The organism is Brenneria izadpanahii, assembly GCF_017569925.1.
Lineage (GTDB): Bacteria > Pseudomonadota > Gammaproteobacteria > Enterobacterales > Enterobacteriaceae > Brenneria > Brenneria izadpanahii.
The window spans coordinates 2,041,058-2,061,910 of record NZ_CP050854.1; the positions used below are offsets into that span (position 1 = coordinate 2,041,058).

Annotated in this window: 12 protein-coding genes and 3 pseudogenes; 10 read left to right on the top strand and 5 right to left on the bottom strand. The window is 51.7% G+C overall.

The features are described from left to right. Nucleotides 1-584 precede the first annotated feature (584 nt). The 5 genes and pseudogenes from HC231_RS24370 to HC231_RS09170 form a co-directional block, all read left to right on the top strand. A pseudogene (locus tag HC231_RS24370) lies at nt 585-2,612 on the top strand (DNA translocase FtsK); the annotation flags it as partial. 175 nt (nt 2,613-2,787) lie between these two features. Beyond that, nucleotides 2,788-3,399, top strand: coding sequence for an outer membrane lipoprotein periplasmic chaperone LolA (gene lolA, locus HC231_RS09155; RefSeq protein ID WP_208231276.1), 612 nt, complete (start codon nt 2,788-2,790; stop codon nt 3,397-3,399). Between the two features lie 7 nt (nt 3,400-3,406). After that, entirely contained in the window at nt 3,407-4,750 is a 1,344-nt protein-coding gene (locus tag HC231_RS09160) for a replication-associated recombination protein A (protein WP_208230693.1), read from the top strand. A 109-nt stretch (nt 4,751-4,859) separates the two neighbouring features. After that, nucleotides 4,860-6,155 carry a serine--tRNA ligase gene (gene serS, locus HC231_RS09165; protein WP_208230694.1) on the top strand — a complete coding sequence of 432 codons (1,296 nt, stop codon included), beginning with the start codon at nt 4,860-4,862 and terminating at the stop codon, nt 6,153-6,155. Nucleotides 6,156-6,476: 321 nt separating this feature from the next. After that, on the top strand, nt 6,477-7,628 hold the full coding sequence (locus HC231_RS09170; protein WP_208230695.1) for an MFS transporter: 1,152 nt from the start codon (nt 6,477-6,479) through the stop codon (nt 7,626-7,628). Nucleotides 7,629-7,715: 87 nt separating this feature from the next. Here the strand turns inward: HC231_RS09170 and pflA are convergent, their stop codons facing one another. The 4 genes from pflA to ycaO all read right to left on the bottom strand — a co-directional run bounded on the left by pflA (nt 7,716) and on the right by ycaO (nt 14,155). Next, nucleotides 7,716-8,456, bottom strand: coding sequence for a pyruvate formate lyase 1-activating protein (gene pflA / locus HC231_RS09175; RefSeq protein WP_208230697.1), 741 nt, complete (start codon nt 8,454-8,456; stop codon nt 7,716-7,718). A gap of 279 nt (nt 8,457-8,735) precedes the next feature. After that, nucleotides 8,736-11,021: a formate C-acetyltransferase gene (pflB, locus tag HC231_RS09180; RefSeq protein WP_208230698.1), complete on the bottom strand. Its 2,286-nt coding sequence runs from the start codon at nt 11,019-11,021 to the stop codon at nt 8,736-8,738. A gap of 57 nt (nt 11,022-11,078) precedes the next feature. Further along, a complete protein-coding gene (focA, locus tag HC231_RS09185; protein ID WP_208230699.1) occupies nt 11,079-11,936 on the bottom strand; it encodes a formate transporter FocA in 858 nt (285 codons plus the stop codon). A gap of 443 nt (nt 11,937-12,379) precedes the next feature. Continuing rightward, nucleotides 12,380-14,155 carry a 30S ribosomal protein S12 methylthiotransferase accessory factor YcaO gene (gene ycaO, locus HC231_RS09190; protein WP_208230700.1) on the bottom strand — a complete coding sequence of 592 codons (1,776 nt, stop codon included), beginning with the start codon at nt 14,153-14,155 and terminating at the stop codon, nt 12,380-12,382. A gap of 248 nt (nt 14,156-14,403) precedes the next feature. Here ycaO and serC point away from each other — a divergent pair, with 248 nt between their 5' ends. The 5 genes and pseudogenes from serC to ihfB all read left to right on the top strand — a co-directional run bounded on the left by serC (nt 14,404) and on the right by ihfB (nt 20,013). Then, complete coding sequence (gene serC, locus HC231_RS09195; RefSeq protein WP_208230702.1) at nt 14,404-15,489, top strand: 3-phosphoserine/phosphohydroxythreonine transaminase; 1,086 nt, start codon at nt 14,404-14,406, stop codon at nt 15,487-15,489. 197 nt (nt 15,490-15,686) lie between these two features. Then, a pseudogene (gene aroA / locus HC231_RS09200) lies at nt 15,687-16,975 on the top strand (3-phosphoshikimate 1-carboxyvinyltransferase). Nucleotides 16,976-17,172: 197 nt separating this feature from the next. Further along, nucleotides 17,173-17,849, top strand: a pseudogene (cmk, locus tag HC231_RS09205) ((d)CMP kinase). A 116-nt stretch (nt 17,850-17,965) separates the two neighbouring features. Next, a complete protein-coding gene (gene rpsA / locus HC231_RS09210; RefSeq protein WP_048639978.1) occupies nt 17,966-19,636 on the top strand; it encodes a 30S ribosomal protein S1 in 1,671 nt (556 codons plus the stop codon). 92 nt (nt 19,637-19,728) lie between these two features. Beyond that, nucleotides 19,729-20,013, top strand: coding sequence for an integration host factor subunit beta (gene ihfB / locus HC231_RS09215; RefSeq protein ID WP_048639213.1), 285 nt, complete (start codon nt 19,729-19,731; stop codon nt 20,011-20,013). Nucleotides 20,014-20,183: 170 nt separating this feature from the next. Here the strand turns inward: ihfB and HC231_RS09220 are convergent, their stop codons facing one another. Continuing rightward, entirely contained in the window at nt 20,184-20,825 is a 642-nt protein-coding gene (locus HC231_RS09220) for an aspartate/glutamate racemase family protein (RefSeq protein WP_208230703.1), read from the bottom strand. Nucleotides 20,826-20,853: the final 28 nt, after the last annotated feature.

The window sequence follows — 20,853 nt, forward strand, 5'->3', positions numbered from 1 at the left end:
CGATTGCCGACGCCGACGCGGAAGAGCGCGATGACAGGGCGGTCTTGTCTACGCCACAGGCATCGCCGGAGTCAATTCCCGCAGAATCAATGACGGTGGACGCGCAGCATGCTAACACGGCGGAGCCTGTGCAGCCAGTCGTTCAACAGCAGATTGATGCGTCTTCAACGCTCAATCCGCCGCTCTATTCTTTTGAAGTTCCCGAGTCCGCGCCGTCGGCCCATGACAACAACGCCGATGCCTATCATCCATACGGCAGCGCGGATACGCCGCCGATTTCGCAGCCGCAGGTTGAACAACCTATCGATCGGGCGCCCCGCGTGACGCCGCCTGATACATCGGAAAACGCGGATACGGCATTCAAGGCGAATAATACGTTTATGCCGGCCTTCAGCGCCGATGAAAATGATAACCCGCAGGTTAAACAAGGCGTTGGGCCGGAATTGCCCCGGCCGAACCCAGTTCGTATTCCTACGCGTCGGGAACTGGCTTCCTACGGCATTAAATTGCCGTCGCAACGGTTAGCCGAGCAGCAGGCTAAGGCGTCGCAGGCACAGAGCGATACGGACGGCACTTCATTATATGATGAGGTAACCCAGGACGATATCGCCCGGCAGGAGGCGGCGTTACAGCAAGAGTATATTGCGCAGCAGCGTCAGCGCTACGGCGAAGGGTATCCTTTGCAGGAAGAAGATGAAGACGCATTAATGCAGGCTCAATTGGCGAAAGATTTTGCCGCCCGGCAGCAGACGCGTTATGGCATGGAAGATGAACACCGATCGGAGAAGCACGAACCGACGCTGGATCGGGCCGCATTATCCGATCTGTCGTCCGGCAACCCGATATTCGGCATTTCTCCTTTGGCCGATTTGGTCGACGAAGGCCCAAGCGAACCTTTGTTTACGCCGCTGGAATCGACGACGGCTCCGGCTCCTACGAGTCACGATGTCGCGCCGGCGCACAACGTTAACCAGGCGGTCAATCCGCATCAGCCGGTTCAGACGGCATCGCCGGATGATAGCGATGCTCCCTCGCCGGATGGACAGGCGCCCGCGGCGCGTCAATCGATCATGGATAGCCTTATTCATCCATTTTTGGTGCGCAACGATCAGCCTTTGCAAAAGCCGACGACGCCGATGCCTACGTTGGATTTGCTGACCCCGCCGCCTGCGAGTGAGGCGCCGGTGGATAATTTTGCGCTTGAGCAGACCGCGCGTCTGATTGAGGCGCGCCTGAGTGATTATCGGGTAAAAGCCGAAGTCGTCGATCACTATCCCGGCCCGGTGATTACCCGTTTTGAACTGGATTTGGCGCCGGGGGTGAAAGCGGCCCGAATTTCCAACCTGTCTCGCGATTTGGCGCGTTCGCTGTCGGTTGTCGCCGTGCGTATTGTCGAGGTGATTCCAGGCAAGCCTTATGTGGGGCTGGAATTGCCCAACAAGCATCGTCAAACCGTTTATCTGCGGGAAGTGCTGGATTGCGCCAAGTTTCGTGATAATCCTTCGCCGCTGGCCATTGTGCTGGGTAAGGATATCGCCGGACAGCCCGTGGTGGCCGATCTGGCGAAAATGCCGCATTTACTGGTGGCCGGTACGACCGGCTCCGGTAAATCAGTCGGCGTCAACGCGATGATCATCAGCATGTTGTATAAGGCGACACCTGAAGAAGTGCGCTTTATCATGATCGACCCGAAAATGCTGGAGCTTTCCGTTTACGAAGGCATTCCGCATCTGTTAACGGAAGTCGTCACTGATATGAAGGATGCCGCTAACGCATTGCGTTGGTGCGTTGGTGAAATGGAGCGTCGTTATAAGCTGATGTCGGCGCTTGGCGTTCGTAACCTTGCCGGGTATAACGAGCGGGTGATGGAAGCGAACGAGATGGGACGTCCGATTCCCGATCCGTTCTGGAAGCCAACCGACAGTATGGATATGACGCCGCCGGTTCTGGAAAAACTGCCTTATATCGTTGTTATGGTGGATGAGTTCGCTGACTTGATGATGGCGGTGGGCAAGAAGGTTGAAGAGCTTATCGCCCGGCTGGCGCAGAAGGCCCGCGCCGCGGGTATTCATCTGGTGTTGGCGACCCAGCGTCCTTCCGTGGATGTGATCACCGGCTTGATTAAGGCCAATATCCCGACCCGTATCGCGTTTACGGTATCCAGCAAGATCGACTCGCGAACCATTCTTGATCAGGGCGGCGCGGAATCCCTGTTGGGGATGGGGGATATGCTGTATATGGCTCCCAACTCTTCAATACCGGTGCGTGTGCATGGCGCTTTTGTGCGCGATCAGGAAGTCCATGCCGTTGTTCAGGATTGGAAAGCCCGCGGACGGCCACAATATATTGACAATATCGTCAGCGGTGGCGACGACGGGGAAGGCGGAAGCCTTGGTCTGGATGGCGATGAAGAGCTCGATCCGCTGTTCGATCAGGCCGTTGCTTTCGTTGTGGATAAACGCCGAGCTTCTATTTCCGGCGTACAGCGCCAATTCCGTATCGGCTATAACCGTGCCGCGCGCATAGTGGAGCAGATGGAAGCGCAAGGTATCGTCAGTTCGCCAGGGCATAACGGCAACCGTGAAGTGTTGGCTCCGCCGCCGATGGAGTGACGCCATCAAGGGCCGCATCCGCGGCCCTTGTGCAAAGATGCGTAAACGTCGCAATTAGCAGACAATTCGCCTATCTCTGTTTGAGCGGGTTCAGCTAAAGTATTGACTACGCAGCGAGTCTGATTTCTTCACGGCAGTTGCTGTGATGTCGGGAAATTCAAAGGATTTTTGTATGATGAAGAAATGGTTAGCCGCCTGTTGTCTGGCGTCGGGGGTCATATCAACCGCAGTATATGCAGATGCCGCCAGTGATTTGCAAAGCCGTCTCAGTAAGGTAAACAGTTTTCATGCCAGCTTTAGCCAAACGGTAACAAGCGCTGATGGCGCCGCGGTGCAGGAAGGTGAAGGCGAACTGTGGTTGAAGCGGCCCAATTTGTTCAATTGGCAAACGACATCGCCGGATGAAAGCGTCTTGGTTTCTGATGGCAAAACGCTCTGGTTCTACAACCCGTTTGTCGAGCAGGTCACCGCTACCTGGTTAAAGGATGCGACGGGTAATACGCCATTTATGCTGATCGCCCGTAACGACGCCAGCGACTGGCGCAAGTATGAGGTGAAGCAAAAAGGCGACGATTTTGAACTGACTCCCAAATCAGCCAATGGCAATCTTAAGCAATTCGCCATCAGCGTAACGAACAACGGCACCATCAAACAGTTCATCGCCACCGAGCAGGACGGGCAACGCAGTACCTATGTGCTGAAGAATCAGCAGAATAGCGCGGTTGATTCAGCAAAATTTACCTTTACTCCGCCGAAAGGCGTAACGTTGGACGATCAGCGTCAGTGAGGTCCAGGTGAGTAATCTGTCACTTGATTTTTCCCGTAATGAGTTCCAGCCGCTTGCCGCCCGTATGCGGCCGGCAACGCTGGAGCAGTATATTGGGCAACAGCATATTCTAGGCGCCGGTAAACCATTGCCGAGAGCGATTATGGCTGGACAGCTCCACTCCATGATTCTATGGGGGCCGCCGGGAACAGGGAAAACAACGCTGGCAGAACTAATCGGTCATTACGGTCAAGCCGACGTTGAGCGTATTTCGGCGGTGACGTCAGGGATAAAAGAGATCCGCGAGGCTATTGAACGGGCGCGGCAAAATCGTCATGCTGGCCGTCGAACGATTTTGTTTGTCGATGAAGTCCATCGTTTCAATAAAAGCCAGCAAGATGCGTTTTTACCGCATATCGAGGATGGGACGATCACTTTTATCGGCGCCACGACCGAAAACCCTTCATTCGAACTCAATTCGGCACTGTTATCCCGCGCCAGGGTGTACTTACTAAAAGCGCTTACCGCGGAAGATATTGAACAAGTTCTGCAGCAGGCGATGAACGACGGCCAGCGGGGCTACGGCGGACAGAATATCGTTTTGCCTGATGAAACTCGGCGCATGCTGGCCGAGCTGGTTAACGGAGATGCTCGCAGGGCCCTGAACAGCCTGGAAATGATGGCTGATATGGCGGAGGTTGACGCGCAGGGCGTACGCACGTTAACGCCCGATCTGTTGAAAGAAGTCTCTGGCGAACGCAGCGCTCGTTTTGATAACAAAGGCGATCGCTATTACGATCTAATCTCGGCGCTGCATAAGTCGGTGCGGGGGTCCGCGCCGGATGCGGCGCTATATTGGTATGCGCGCATTATTACCGCAGGAGGCGACCCGCTCTATGTCGCCCGGCGTTTATTAGCTATCGCTTCTGAAGACGTTGGCAATGCCGATCCTCGCGGCATGCAGGTGGCGATTGCCGCCTGGGACTGTTTTACCCGCGTCGGCCCGGCGGAAGGCGAGCGGGCTATCGCTCAGGCGATTGTGTATCTGGCCTGCGCGCCGAAAAGCAATGCCGTGTATAAGGCGTTTAAAGCCGCCATGCAGGATGCGCGCGAAAAGCCCGATTTCGATGTACCGGAACATCTGCGCAATGCGCCGACCCGTCTGATGAAAGAGATGGGGCTGGGCGCAGAGTATCGTTATGCCCATGATGAACCCAATGCTTATGCCGCCGGGGAAAACTATTTCCCGCCCGAAATGGCGGAAACGCAGTATTACGTGCCGTCGGCGCGCGGGCTTGAGGGCAAAATTGGTGAAAAGCTCGCCTGGCTCGCTGCCCAGGATCAAAATAGCCCGACAAAACGCTACCGCTGAACTAAGCGTTGCGGTAAGGTTAACGGTGACAATTTCTGGCACCCGGCCGCGTTGATGATGCGCCGTGTACGACAATATTTCATTTGATAATCATAAGCACAGGATTAGCATGCTCGATCCCAATTTACTGCGTAATGAGCTAGACGCAGTCGCCGAAAAGCTACAGGCTCGTAGAGGTTTTAAACTGGATGTTGATACCCTGCGTAAGCAGGAAGAACGTCGTAAAGTTTTACAGGTGGAAACCGAAAATCTGCAGGCGGAACGTAATTCCCGATCGAAAGAGATTGGTGCGGCAAAAGCCCGTGGCGAAGATATTGAGCCGTTGCGCCGCGAAGTTAACGCGTTGGGTGAGAAGCTGGATGCTGCCAAGTCGGAGCTGGATCAACTGCAAAATGCCATCCGTGAAATCGCGCTGACTATTCCCAATTTGCCTGATGATGCCGTTCCCCTCGGTAAAGATGAAAACGATAACAAAGAGGTTAGCCGCTGGGGCGAACCCCGCAAGTTCGACTTCCCGGTACGCGATCATGTGGAACTCGGCGAGATGGCCAATGGGGTCGATTTTGCCGCCGGCGTGAAGTTGGCCGGCGCTCGTTTTGTCGTAATGAAAGGGCCGATCGCCCGCCTGCACCGAGCCCTCTCTCAATTCATGCTGGATTTGCATACGCAACAGCATGGCTATCAGGAGGCGTATGTTCCTTACCTGGTTAACCATGCAACCCTGTACGGTACCGGTCAATTGCCGAAATTCGGCGAAGATCTGTTTCATACCAAGCCGCTAAGTGAAGAAGCGGATACCAGCAACTATGCTTTGATTCCAACGGCCGAAGTCCCATTGACTAACCTGGTGCGTGACGAAATTCTGGAAGAGGAGTCGTTACCGCTGAAGATGACGGCCCATACGCCATGTTTTCGTTCGGAAGCCGGGTCTTATGGCCGTGATACCCGCGGTTTGATTCGTATGCACCAGTTTGACAAAGTCGAGCTGGTACAGATTGTTCGGCCCGAAGATTCCATGCAGGCGCTGGAAGAGTTGACCTCACATGCTGAAACCGTATTGCAGTTGCTGAAGTTGCCGTACCGTAAGGTATTGCTGTGTACGGGAGATATGGGGTTCGGTTCCTGTAAAACTTATGACTTGGAAGTCTGGTTGCCTGCGCAGGATACCTATCGTGAAATCTCTTCCTGCTCCAACATGTGGGATTTCCAGGCACGGCGCATGCAGGCGCGTTGCCGCAGTAAGAGCGATAAGAAAACCCGTTTGGTGCATACATTGAACGGTTCAGGTTTGGCTGTCGGCCGTACGCTGGTTGCCGTGCTGGAAAACTATCAGCAGGCGGACGGCCGGATCGAAATACCTGAAGTGCTGCGTCCTTATATGGGCGGTCTGGAATTTATTGGTTGAGTAAGTTTTTAGCCTTATAAAAAAGCGCCGTTAGGCGCTTTTTTTTATGCAGTAATACGGCAATATTTTTTAATCAATAAAGCGTCTTCATTTCAATTTGATTACGACCCGATGAGTGTATTTGTCCGATAAATTTATTTAAAATCATAAGGATATATATTGTTTTGTGGCAATAACTATCCGTTGGTTGCTCTGTTCGATTAATTATTTAAATCAATGAAAAAATAAGCATCAGTAACTCATATTGCCCTGATTGACTTTTAAATACGCAGTGGCATGATGCGCTCACTCTTTTCTGGTTGTTTGGTTATCCATTTCATTATGTCTGCTTACTCTCGCCCAGTGCTTTTATTGCTCTGCGGCCTTTTGCTGCTGACTATTTGTATTGCCGTATTAAATACGTTGGTGCCTATTTGGCTAAGTTATCAGCAGCTTCCTACCTGGCAGGTGGGGTTCGTCGGGTCGTCTTATTTCGGCGGGAATCTGGTCGGAACATTATTCGCCGGCAAATTAATCAGGCATTATGGATTCAATCGCAGCTATTATTTCGCCGCGCTGCTATTCGGCATAGCCACTGCCGGGTTGGGTATTTCTGTCAATTTATGGAGCTGGCTGTTCTGGCGCTTTCTGGCCGGCGTGGGTTGCGCATTAATTTGGGTCGTGGTTGAAAGCGCATTGCTTTGTAGCGGCTCATCTACGCATAGAGGCCAGCTTTTGGCCTCATATATGATGGCCTATTACTTTGGCAGCGTAATGGGGCAGTTGCTGCTGGGTATGGTATCGACAGAGCTGTTGAGCGTTTTACCCTGGGCCGTGGCGTTAATTATTCTGGGCATATTGCCGTTACTGTTTGCGCATATTCCCGCGCCGATAAAGCAAGAACACAAAGTCCGTATCTGGAAGATGCTGAAATACCGCCATGCCCGGTTAGGGGTTCACGGCTGTGTGATCTCCGGCGTTATCCTGGGTTCGCTGTATGGATTAATGCCGCTTTACCTTTCTCATCAGGGTATGAGCGACGCGCGGGTCGGATACTGGATGGCATTGCTGATTAGCGCCGGCATTGTCGGACAGTGGCCAGTCGGACGCATGGCAGACCGGTACGGACGTTTGCTGGTTCTGCGAGTGCTGGCCTTTGCCGTAGTGATCGGCTGTCTTGCCATGCTGAGCGCCAGTCGCTATGCCATGGTTCCGGGATTATTTGTCTTGGGATGCGCCGGGTTTACGTTATACCCTGTCGCTATGTCATGGGCATGTGAAAAAGTCCGCCCTGACGAGCTGGTTGCCATGAATCAGGCGCTGCTGCTGAGCTATACTCTTGGGAGCCTGAGCGGTCCTAGTTTAGCGGCGATATTGATGCAAACGTACTCCGATCGCCTGTTGTTTGTCCTTATCGCCGTGGTATCGCTGTGCTATCTGGTGATGCTGCTGAAAAAGGCCGATCATCATCCGAAACCGCTGGCGGCTGCCTGAGCCAAAATGACAAACAGGCCGGAGTTTCCTTCGGCCTGCTCATTTCAATGCGCTAATCGATCACGAACGAGAGTTCTTTCGCTTGAATTAATACATCACCTTATGGCCGTAACCTTCAAGGATTGATTTTACGCGTTCCATTGTCTCTGCTTGCGGCGGTTTAACGCCGTCAAGTTTGTACTCTTCACCCATTGCTATCCACTTGTGTTTACCCAGCTCGTGATAGGGAAGGAGTTCGATTTTTTCTATATTCGACATATTTTGGGTGAATTCGCCGAGCATATGGGCAGATTTGTCATCATCGGACCAGCCGGGAACGACGACATAACGTATCCAGGTACGTTGGTTACGCTTCGCCAGATAGCGGGCGAAGTCGAGGGTTCGATGGTTCGATACGCCAACCAGGTTTTGATGGATATCGTCGTTCATCTGCTTTAGATCGAGCATAACCAAATCGGTGACGTCCAGAAGCTCATCAATCACCGGCTCATAGCGGCGCACAAAGCCGTTGGTATCCAGACAGGTGTTGATCCCTTCCGCATGACAGGCGCGAAACCAATCACGTACAAATTCGGCTTGCAGAATCGCTTCCCCGCCGGATGCGGTGACGCCGCCGCCCGATGCGTTCATGAAATGGCGGTAAGTCACGACCTCTTTCATCAATTCTTCTACCGTAATTTCCTTACCGGCATGCGTGTCCCAGGTGTCTCGGTTATGGCAATACAGGCAGCGCATCAGGCAGCCTTGAAAGAAAACGATAAAGCGGATGCCCGGGCCATCTACAGTACCGCAGGATTCAAAAGAGTGGATGCGACCAGTTACTGACATTGCAGGATTTTCTCCAGGTTTGACCGAACAATAGCGGTCTTTGTAAGCGCAGTCATAAGAGAACAGACGGCGTGTCTTTCACAATGGTGATAGAACACATTGTACGGCTATGCTGCGAATCTGTTTTGCCAGTCATCTACCATCTACGGCGTCGTGTTGAGATAGGTGGCTGGCAAAACAGATTTTAATGCTACGATTTAACGTTACGCGAGGCGAGAAAAAGGCCCCACATGCGTGGAGCCTTTATTTTACGCCTTTTCAATCAGTCAGGGAAATTAGTTAGATTGACTGAGTGAAAGTACGGGTGATTACATCCTGCTGTTGTTCTTTAGTCAGTGAGTTGAAACGCACTGCATAACCAGATACACGGATGGTCAACTGCGGATATTTTTCCGGGTTTTCCATCGCATCAAGCAGCATTTCACGGTTCATCACGTTGACGTTCAGATGCTGACCACCTTCGATGTTGGCGGTTTCATGGTGAAAGTAACCATCCATCAGACCGGCAAGGTTGGCCTTACGAACATCGTCATCTTTACCCAGCGCATTCGGTACGATGGAGAAGGTATAAGAGATACCATCTTTCGCGTAGGCGAACGGCAGTTTCGCAACGGAAGTCAGAGAGGCGACGGCGCCTTTCTGGTCACGACCGTGCATCGGGTTGGCGCCAGGACCGAACGGCGCGCCAGCACGGCGTCCATCAGGCGTGTTACCGGTTTTCTTACCGTATACCACGTTGGAAGTGATGGTAAGAACGGACTGAGTCGGTACGGCGTTGCGGTAGGTATGCAGCTTCTGAATTTTCTTCATGAAGCGTTCAACCAGGTCGCATGCCAGTTCATCAACGCGCGGGTCGTTGTTACCGAACTGCGGATATTCGCCTTCGATGTCAAAGTCGATAGCCAGGCCGTCTTCGTCACGGATTGGTTTAACTTTGGCGTATTTGATGGCGGACAGGGAGTCGGCAGCAACGGACAGACCGGCGATACCACAAGCCATGGTGCGGTATACATCACGATCGTGCAGCGCCATCAGTACGGCTTCGTAGCTGTATTTGTCATGCATGTAGTGAATGACGTTCAGCGCGGTGACGTACTGTTTGGCCAGCCAATCCATGAAGTGATCCATGCGTTCCAGAACTTCGTCGAAGTTCAGGTATTCGCTCTTGATCGGTTCGGATTTCGGACCAACCTGCATCTTCATTTTTTCATCCACGCCGCCGTTGATGGCATACAGCATGGTTTTAGCCAGGTTGGCGCGGGCGCCGAAGAACTGCATTTGTTTACCCACAACCATCGGGCTGACGCAGCAGGCAATCGCGTAATCGTCGCTGTTGAAGTCCGGACGCATCAAATCATCGTTTTCATATTGCAGAGAAGATGTATCGATGGAGACTTTCGCCGCGAATTTTTTGAAGTTCAACGGCAGTTTTTCAGACCACAGGATGGTGATGTTCGGTTCCGGAGACGGCCCCATGGTGTACAGGGTGTTCAGGAAGCGGAAGCTGTTTTTGCTAACCAGCGTACGGCCGTCCAGACCCATACCACCCAGAGATTCGGTTGCCCAAATCGGGTCGCCGGAGAACAGTTCATCATATTCAGGAGTACGCAGGAAACGAACCATACGCAGTTTCATGACCAGGTGGTCAATCAGTTCCTGAGCTTGTTCTTCATTGATTTTGCCAGCGGCCAGGTCACGTTCGATGTAGATATCCAGGAAGGTGGAAACACGACCGAAGGACATGGCGGCGCCGTTCTGTGATTTCACCGCAGCCAGATAGCCGAAGTAAGTCCACTGTACCGCTTCTTGAGCGTTGGTCGCCGGGCGAGAAATGTCGCAACCGTATTTAGCGGCCATTTCTTTCAGTTGGCCAAGCGCGCGGTGCTGTTCGGCAATTTCTTCACGCAGACGGATAGTGGCTTCCAGATCTTCGCCGCTTTCCAGTTTTGGCTGCAGAGAAGCGAACTGGGCGAATTTGTCTTTCATCAGGAAGTCAATACCGTACAGCGCAACGCGACGGTAGTCACCGATGATACGACCACGGCCATAGGCGTCCGGCAGACCGGTCAGCACGCCGGATTTACGGCAGCGCAGGATGTCCGGCGTATAAACGTCAAACACGCCCTGGTTATGGGTTTTACGATATTCGGTAAAGATTTTTTTCAACTGAGGATCCAGCTCGCGGTTATACGCTTTGCAGGAACCTTCAATCATTTTGATACCGCCGAATGGGATCAGCGCACGTTTCAACGGAGCATCGGTTTGCAGACCAACGATTTTTTCCAGGCTCTTATTGATATAGCCTGCATCGTGGGAGGTGATGGTCGATGCCAGGTTGGTATCAAAATCAACCGGCGCATGGGTGCGGTTTTCCAGCTTGACGCCTTCCATGACTTCATTCCACAGCTCAGTCGTCGCTGCGGTAGCGCCCGCCAGGAAGGATTCGTCACCTTCATACGGCGTGTAGTTTTTCTGAATGAAGTCACGAACGTTAACTCCATCCTGCCATTCACCTTTGCTAAAGCCTTGCCATGCGCTGGCCAGTTTTTCATTCAGATCGGTCATTTTACACCTACCTTTGATATGGATTTTTTAAAATCCGACGTTGCGGCTGATTGCACGTTAGTGCTTGTCTCCGCCGCGCAAATAAATTACCCAGTATGTTAAACCTACAAGAAAGCCACCGCCAATAATGTTTCCTATCGTAACTGGAATCAGATTATCGTGGATAAAATGGCTAATAGTTAAATGTTCAAACTGAGAGGGCACCATCCCAACTGCTTGCCAAAATTCGGGGGTCGCGAAGTTTTTGATTACTATCCCCATCGGGATCATAAACATGTTGGCGATGCTGTGTTCAAAACCGCTGGCAACAAACATGCCGACCGGTAAAATCATCGCAAACATCTTGTCTGTCAGGCTATGGCCGGAATAACTCATCCACACGGCCAGGCATACCATCAGGTTTGCTAAAATCCCCAGACACAAGGCTTCAATAAAAGTATGCTCAAGCTTGTGTTCGGCGGTTTGCAGAATGTTGAGTCCCCATGCGCCATTGGCGACCATGTGTTCGCCGGAGAACCAAATCAGCGCAACGAAGAAAAGCGCGCCTATCAGGTTACCGATATATACGTTAACCCAATTAAAGGCTAGCTGTTTCCAGGTAATACGTCCACTGGCTTTGGCAATGACGGTCAGTACGGTGGAAGTAAATAAATCCGCACCACAAACGACAACCAGCATCAATCCCAGTGAGAAGCAAATACCGCCGATTAGCTTGGCAATACCGAAAGGTATCGTTGCCGTACCGGTGGTCGCGGTAATATAAAAGACAAAAGCAATCGAGATAAAAACACCCGCGGTGATTGCCAGATAGAACGTTACCCACGGTTTTTTTGTTGCTTTATAGACACCGGCATCTTCGGCAACTTTCGCCATTGCGGCCGGTAATAGCAGAGTGAAGGGGTTGTCAGCTTTCACACTAACTCTCTCTTAAAATTTATCAGCGTCGAGATACTAGCAAAGCGGTATAAAGCAAAATTTGACGTGGATCATATTGCGCGAAACTAACACCGCTATGTGACAGGGTAAAGTCAGGTGTATTGCACTTATATTATTGATTTATATAATAAAAAATATTTTAAACTTTACAAAAATATTTGAATGACCGGGCGTTTTCATTCCGATTTGGCGTTAATAAATATCACGCCTTGTATAATTTAAGTACGTTATTTTTGATGTAATTTAATTTAAATTTTACTATCTGATAACAATTGGCTTTTGCTTTAGCGGATATAACGGGAAACATAAATTTCCAAACGACAATAACCCTTTTAAATTAAGGGTTATTGTCTTGGATAATTCAGGGAGTTGAATATTACCACGCGGTAATGTGGTGAAAACCGCAAAGCGAATGTCGCGGGCTACTCTGCGGCATTAGTTTGTCGCCAGTAGCGATTTTTCGCCTGTTGCAGCTTCTCATAGGCGGCCAGCAATGCGCGATGGGCGGGGAGCGCGGCGAATGCATCATCAACGGTAAACAGCCCATGGAAGCTCTGTTCTCCGGATATTGCCGCGCTGGCGGCGTCCACTGTTTCACGTCCGTACATTTTCACGAAAGCGTCATAATACTCGGCAGGGTCGCGTTCTTGTTCCAGCGCCAGTTGTAAGAGCGTTTGCAGGCAACGATAGTAATTACTGCGTGGCGCGCTGAAGACCGAACCGTTGAAATCCTGAGTCCATTCCGCCCAGCTTAACGCCTGTTCCAGATCGCCGCCGGCCAGAGCCAGCATCGATTTCAACTCGCCAATGCGCAGCGTGAACCAGCCGTTATCTTTCCCCGTGGCGATGCCAAGCAGCTCTCGTACCCGTGTGAAATCATCAAAACCTTCGTCATCCAACTGTTGCAACAGGGCGAGGTAATCCTCTTTTTCCCAGTGGCTATCAGGTAACGCCAGCAGCGTGTCACGCAGATGGGCGCCCATGTTGTTATTGGCTAACAGCAGATCTTCCGCGGGATAAATATCCGACATGCCGGGAACCAGAATGCGGCAGGCGTAAACGGACAGGTGTTGATAATCAGCAATGTACACTTCTTTATCTTCCTGCTGAAAAATAGCCATCAGCGTGGCGAATTCTTCTTCCGTAGTGCCGCTGAAATCCCAGTCGACAAACTGGTAATCGGCATGGGTCTTAAACATATCCCAGGAGATCAGACCGCTGGAATCGATAAAATGGGTTTCCAGATTGGCATGCTCTGCGACTTCTTCATCATCAAACGTCGGCGGGGTGAAAACATCCAGATCTTTCAACCCGCGGCCCTGCAACAGTTCAGTCACCGTTCGTTCCAGCGCTACGCCGAAATCAGGATGCGCGCCAAATGAGGCGAAGCAGGTGCCGTTGGCCGGATTAAACAGCACAACGCAAATAACCGGATAACGGCCGCCAAGAGAAGCATCGTAAGCGAAGATGGGGAAGCCCTCTTTTTCCAGCGTGGCGATGGCTTCAACCACGCCAGGGTAGCGCGCCAACGCTTCCTGCGGAATATGCGGCAGACTGATTGATTCGGCAATAATGCGATTTTTGACGCTGCGTTCAAATACTTCGGATAAGCCCTGGACTCGCGCCTCGTTAGCCGTATTGCCGGCGGACATGCCGTTGGATACATACAGATTGCCGATGATATTCATTGGAATATAGATCGTCTGTAAATCGGACTGGCGGATAAAAGGCAGCGCGCAGATCCCACGCTCGGCGTTGCCCGATTGCAGATCGATCAAATCGCTGGCGCCGAGTTCTTTTTCCGGATCGTAAAATTCACGCAGACGGGGATCCAGAATACCTTCCGGTAGCGTGTTGTCAGCCGGTATCGGAAACCACTTTTCATTGGGATAATGAACGAAATCGCTCTGAGCGATGGTTTTCCCAAGGTAAAAATCCGCAAAAAAGTAGTTTGTCGACAAACGCTCGAAGTATTCCCCCAGGGCGGAAGCCAGGGCCGCTTTCTTACTGGCGCCTTTACCATTGGTGAAGCAAAGCGGGCAGTCACGATCGCGAATGTGAACCGACCAGACGTTGGGCACGGGGTTTAACCATGAAGCTTCTTCGATGTTGAACCCCAGGTTTTGGAGTTGTTGCTGAAAACGGGCGATGGAGTCTTCCAGGGCGGCGTCTTTGCCTGGGATAAACGTTTGAGTCATGGTTTTCACTTTTGTCTGCTTGAATAGGAGGTGCATGATACGGACTTTTTAGCGCAGACTCTATTTATTCTGTAACACATCGATAACATAGGATGAGATGCAACCTATCAACAGGCGTTTTGCGGGACAAAACGCAATAAGCATTGCAGCCATAGGTGCCGAGTGATAAAACCGATACTAGACTAAAACAGAGTGTTTTAAACCATTGTGATAAAATAATCGCTATTTCTTAGATGTGGTGAGGGGAAATGACTCAGGTTTTTAATTTTAGCGCCGGTCCAGCAATGCTGCCGGTGGAAGTATTACGTCGGGCTGAACAGGAACTGTGCAATTGGCATGGCCTGGGTACATCGGTAATGGAAATCAGTCACCGCAGTAAAGAGTTTATGCAGGTCGCTGCCGAGTCTGAACAGGATTTACGCGATTTACTGAAAGTCCCTTCCAATTATAAAGTGCTTTTCTGTCATGGCGGCGCCCGCGCGCAGTTTGCCGCGGTGCCGCTCAATCTTTTGGGCGATAAAACGCAGGCCGATTATATCGACGGCGGTTATTGGGCGCACAGCGCCGTTAAAGAAGCGGAAAAATACTGTACGCCGAATGTCGTGGATGTAAAAACGCGCGTAGACGGTCTGCGCAGCGTAAAACCGATGAGCGAGTGGGTACTGTCCGACGATTCCGCTTTCGTGCATTATTGTCCCAATGAAACTATTGACGGCCTGGCGATCGAAGAAGAACCCGATTTCGGTGACAAAATCGTAGTGGCCGACTTCTCTTCCAGTATTTTATCCCGTCCTCTCGATGTCAGCCGCTATGGCGTAATCTACGCCGGCGCGCAGAAAAATATCGGGCCGGCCGGGCTGACGCTGGTTATCGTCCGCGAGGATTTGCTGGGTAAGGCGCGCCGCGAACTGCCGTCGATTCTTGATTATCAGATTCTGGCCGACAACGGCTCCATGTTTAATACTCCGCCGACCTTCGCCTGGTATCTTTCCGGCATGGTATTCAAATGGTTGAAAGAGCAGGGCGGTCTGGTTGAAATGGAAAAACGCAATCAGGACAAAGCCGATCTGCTTTACAATGCGATTGATGATAGCAATTTCTATCGCAATGATGTGGCCAAAGGGAGCCGCTCCCGCATGAATGTGCCTTTCCTGCTGGCCGACGCCGAACTGGATAAGGTATTCCTGGAAGAAGCTCAGGCCGCCGGCCTGCATGCGCTGAAAGGACACCGCGCCGTGGGCGGTATGCGCGCCTCTATCTATAACGCGATGCCGCTGGAAGGCGTTAAAGCGCTGACTGAATTCATGGCGGATTTCGAGCGTCGTCACGGATAATGGCTCCCACAGCCGTCATTCCCTCCGCGCGCGGGCGGGATTTTCTCATAAGGTAGCGCATTGATTATGATGAGACTGCTGCTTTTGCCGCGGCAATGACGGTTGAGAGAAGTTCGCTGAAGGCAATATTTTGTCAATAATCAGAAACCCCGGTATAACCGGGGTTTCTGTGTTCACGTTTGGAGAATAAGTTTCACATGCAGGAATCCCTGACCCTACAGCCTGTTAAATTGATTAACGGCACGATCAACCTCCCAGGTTCAAAAAGCGTATCGAATCGTGCGCTATTGCTGGCGGCATTGTCTGAAGGAACGACGCGGCTGACGAATTTGCTGGATAGCGATGATGTTCGCCATATGTTGAATGCGCTACAGGCGTTGGGTGTGACTTATCGCCTTTCCACCAACCGTACCCAGTGTGAAATTATCGGGCTGGGCGGCGCGTTAAAAGCTCAAAAGCCTTTAGAGCTGTTTCTGGGAAATGCCGGTACGGCCATGCGTCCGCTGGCGGCGGCATTATGTTTGACCGAAGGCGATATCATTCTGACGGGAGAACCGCGGATGAAGGAACGTCCTATTGGTCATCTGGTCGATTCTTTGCGTCAGGGCGGCGCGAAAGTGGATTATCTTGAACAGGAAAACTATCCTCCATTACGCTTGCATGGCGGATTCCAGGGCGGAGAGATCAGCGTTGACGGCAGCGTATCCAGCCAGTTTCTGACCGCGCTATTGATGACTGCGCCTTTGGCTCCCCGGGATAGCCAGATTACTATTCAGGGCGAGTTGGTTTCCAAACCCTATATCGATATCACGCTCAACATGATGAAAACGTTCGGCGTTGATGTGCGCAACGACGATTATCAGCGTTTTTATGTTTCAGGCCGCCAGCAATACCGCTCTCCGGGAGATTATCTGGTGGAGGGCGATGCCTCTTCCGCGTCTTATTTCCTGGCGGCGGGCGCGATCCGCGGCGGCACGATTCGCGTTACCGGCGTTGGGCGTTCAAGCGTTCAGGGCGATATCCGGTTCGCCGATGTGTTGGAAAAAATGGGGCGAAGATCCGCTGGGGCGATGACTATATTGAATGCCAGCGGGGCGAGCTCCACGCGATTGATATGGACATGAACCACATTCCTGATGCCGCGATGACGATCGCCACGACGGCGCTGTTTGCAACGGGCGGAACCACTACGCTGCGAAATATTTATAACTGGCGGGTAAAAGAGACCGATCGTCTGACCGCTATGGCGACTGAATTGCGCAAGGTGGGAGCGGAGGTCGAGGAAGGGGAAGATTATATCCGGATCACCCCGCCTGCCCATTTGAAGTCTGCGGAAATCGAAACCTATAACGATCACCGTATGGCGATGTGTTTTTCGCTGGTGGCGTTATCGGATACGCCGGTCACCATCATTGATCCGAAGTGCACCGCGAAAACCTTCCCGGATTATTTTGAACAGCTTGCCCGGCTGAGCGAGCCGGCATAGTCATTTCACTATGGAAAGCGCGGCTCTCACCGCGCTTTCTTCATCCACCAAAACCAGGTCTCTTCCATCAGGCGTTTTCTTATTTTTCCTTTTCTGTCCGGCATTAATATAACGTTTCCCGCCGTTGGTGCGTATAATGAAGCATCGTAATGTCGTAAGTGACATCAACGGAATTCCTTATGTAATAGGAGAGAGAAATGACGGTGACTGCACCGGTAATAACGGTTGACGGACCGAGTGGCGCGGGTAAAGGTACGTTGTGTAAAGCTCTGGCGGAAGCATTGCAGTGGCATCTGCTGGATTCCGGGGCTATTTATCGTGTTTTGGCGCTGGCTGCTTTACACCATCAGGTGGACATTCATTCGGAAGAGGCGCTGGTTCCTCTGGCATCCCATCTGGATGTGCGTTTTATTTCTGACGACGGGCAGTTAAAAGTGATTTTGGAAGGTGAGGACGTCAGTAACGAGATCCGCACCGAAGATGTCGGCAATACCGCTTCGCAGGCTGCGGCCTTCCCCGCGTTCGTGAAGCCTTATTGCGCCGGCAGCGCGCATTTCGCGAAGCGCCGGGGCTAATTGCCGACGGGCGCGATATGGGTACGGTGGTGTTTCCCGATGCGCCGGTAAAAATATTCCTGGATGCAAGCGCGGAGGAGCGTGCGCAAAGGCGCATGCTGCAGTTGCAAGATAAAGGTTTTAGTGTTAACTTTGAACGTCTTTTGTCTGAGATAAAAGAACGCGATGACCGCGATCGCAATCGACCCGTTGCGCCTTTAGTGCCGGCCGCCGACGCGCTGGTGCTGGACTCAACGGAAATGACAATCGACGAAGTGATAACGCGGGCGCTGGCGTATTCCCGCAAAGTGCTTGCGTAATCGTATACAAATGAATTTTTACCTCGCTGTAAGGATGAACAGCGGGGCATGTTAAACAACCCCATCGAGCAGGACGCCAGATGGACGTTAAATTGAAGACTCCTAAGATTATCAACATGACAGAATCTTTTGCTCAACTCTTTGAAGAATCCCTGAAAGAAATCGAAACCCGTCCTGGTTCCATCGTTCGTGGTGTTGTCGTTGCTATTGATAAAGATGTTGTACTGGTTGACGCCGGTTTGAAATCTGAATCAGCTATTCCGGTAGAGCAATTCAAAAATGCCCAGGGCGAACTGGAAATCCAGGTTGGCGATGAAGTAGACGTAGCTCTGGACGCTGTTGAAGATGGCTTCGGTGAAACGCTGCTGTCTCGTGAAAAAGCCAAACGCCATGAAGCATGGCTGATGTTGGAAAAAGCTTACGAAGAAGCTGCGACTGTTACCGGTGTTATCAACGGTAAAGTCAAAGGCGGTTTCACCGTTGAGCTGAACGGTATTCGCGCGTTCCTGCCAGGTTCTCTGGTAGACGTTCGTCCGGTTCGTGACACGCTGCATCTGGAAGGCAAAGAGCTTGAGTTCAAAGTTATCAAGCTGGATCAGAAACGCAACAACGTTGTTGTTTCCCGCCGTGCGGTTATCGAATCTGAAAATAGCGCTGAACGCGATCAACTGCTGGAAAACCTGCAGGAAGGCATGGAAGTTAAAGGTATCGTTAAGAACCTTACCGACTACGGTGCATTCGTTGATCTGGGCGGCGTTGACGGCTTGCTGCATATCACTGATATGGCTTGGAAACGTGTTAAACATCCGAGCGAAATCGTCAATGTGGGCGATGAAATCACTGTTAAAGTGCTGAAATTCGACCGCGAGCGCACTCGTGTTTCCCTGGGCCTGAAACAGCTGGGCGAAGATCCATGGGTTGCTATCGCTAAGCGTTATCCGGAAAGCACCCGTCTGACCGGCCGTGTAACCAATCTGACCGACTACGGCTGCTTCGTTGAAATCGAAGAAGGCGTTGAAGGTCTGGTACACGTATCCGAAATGGATTGGACCAACAAAAACATCCATCCGTCCAAAGTTGTTAACGTTGGCGATGTAGTGGAAGTTATGGTTCTGGATATCGATGAAGAACGTCGTCGTATCTCTCTGGGTCTGAAACAGTGTAAAGCCAATCCGTGGCAGCAATTCGCTGAAACCCACAACAAAGGCGATCGCGTTGAAGGCAAGATCAAGTCCATCACTGACTTCGGTATCTTCATCGGCCTGGACGGCGGCATCGACGGTCTGGTTCACCTGTCTGATATCTCCTGGAACGTTGCCGGCGAAGAAGCCGTTCGCGAATACAAGAAAGGTGATGAAATCGCCGCTGTTGTATTGCAGGTTGATGCAGAACGTGAACGTATCTCCCTGGGCGTGAAACAACTGGCTGAAGACCCGTTCAATAACTACCTGTCTCTGAACAAGAAAGGTGCTATTGTTACAGGTAAAGTTACGGCAGTTGACGCCAAAGGTGCTACAGTTGAATTAGCAGACGGCGTTGAAGGCTATCTGCGCGCTTCTGAAGCATCTCGCGATCGCATCGAAGATGCAACGCTGGTGTTGAACGTTGGCGACAGCGTTGAAGCGAAATACACCGGTGTCGATCGTAAAAACCGTGTTGTCAGCCTGTCCGTTCGTGCTAAGGACGAAGCAGACGAGAAAGACGCTATCGCTTCTGTTAACAAACAGGAAGACGGCAATTTCTCTAACGCGATGGCTGAAGCATTCAAAGCAGCAAAAGGCGAGTAATAACGGTGGAGTGGGCGACGCAGGTTGCTCACTCTTGAAACGGTAGTAAGTTATTGTGGTTATTTACCCTAATCCACGCACTTGGAGGAACCATGACCAAGTCTGAACTTATTGAAAGACTTGCTGGACAGCAATCTCATATCCCGGCCAAAGTGGTTGAGGATGCAGTGAAAGAGATGCTTGAGCAGATGGCCACAACATTGGCTGAAGGTGATCGCATTGAGATCCGTGGGTTCGGCAGTTTTTCACTTCACTACCGTGCGCCGCGTGTTGGTCGTAATCCGAAAACAGGTGAGAAAGTTGAGCTGGAAGGCAAATACGTCCCTCACTTCAAACCGGGCAAGGAACTGCGCGACCGCGCCAATATCTACGGTTAATTCAGCCTTTATTACCAGTTGATTATTACTGTAGTTTTGCTTGCAAGACGATTCATGAAATGGCACCTGAAAAGGTGCCATTTTTTATGATGAAAGAACAGCCAGCTTCTTCTTCGGCCCGTCGTCAACGGCGCTGAAAATTGCTCCCGCCCGTTCTATTTGTCCCGGTATTATGCCGACGCGCCTAACCATTCGACAGCAAACATGCCAGCGGCGCTAACGGCATCAATGGCGACGCATCCTATTTCCTCCCTGATCCGCGGCGCTAAAGCGATGGTCGAGAAGCCGGTGCAGGAAAATGCGATGACCTTCGCGCCGTTGCGATAGAGTTCTTGCGCGCAGGCGAACGCGCTCTCTTTGCCTTTCGGGGTCAGCAGGTCGGTGGTTTGCGTTACGCCATCAGGACGGGCGTAGGGCACATCTTCCCCCAATAACCGGCGAAACGGCGTCGGCGCTTGGCTGCCGATACCAATAACCGCCACAGGCAATCTAAGGTTGGCCGCGATCCGGGCACAGGCGCTGCCCGCGCTAATTACCGGTATGGAGACGGCCTGGCGTAGCTGCGCCAAACCGGGATCGGCGGCGCAGCTAAGGAAGATCGCCCGGCATCCTTCCTGCTGATAAGACTGGCCGAGCGCAATGATTTTAGGAATTGCGGCAGCCTCGCTGGCGCGATCAAAAATACCGTTATGCTGATCGGGAATACAGCGGCTGATGGATTGCAAACCATATTCCTGCTGCAAAAGCCGTCCGTGCTCTTCGAGCAGAGAACGATCCTGTGTGGTGAGTACGCGAATAATTCCGAGCGTCATGATAGCCTCTTAGCAAGAGTAACGGGTT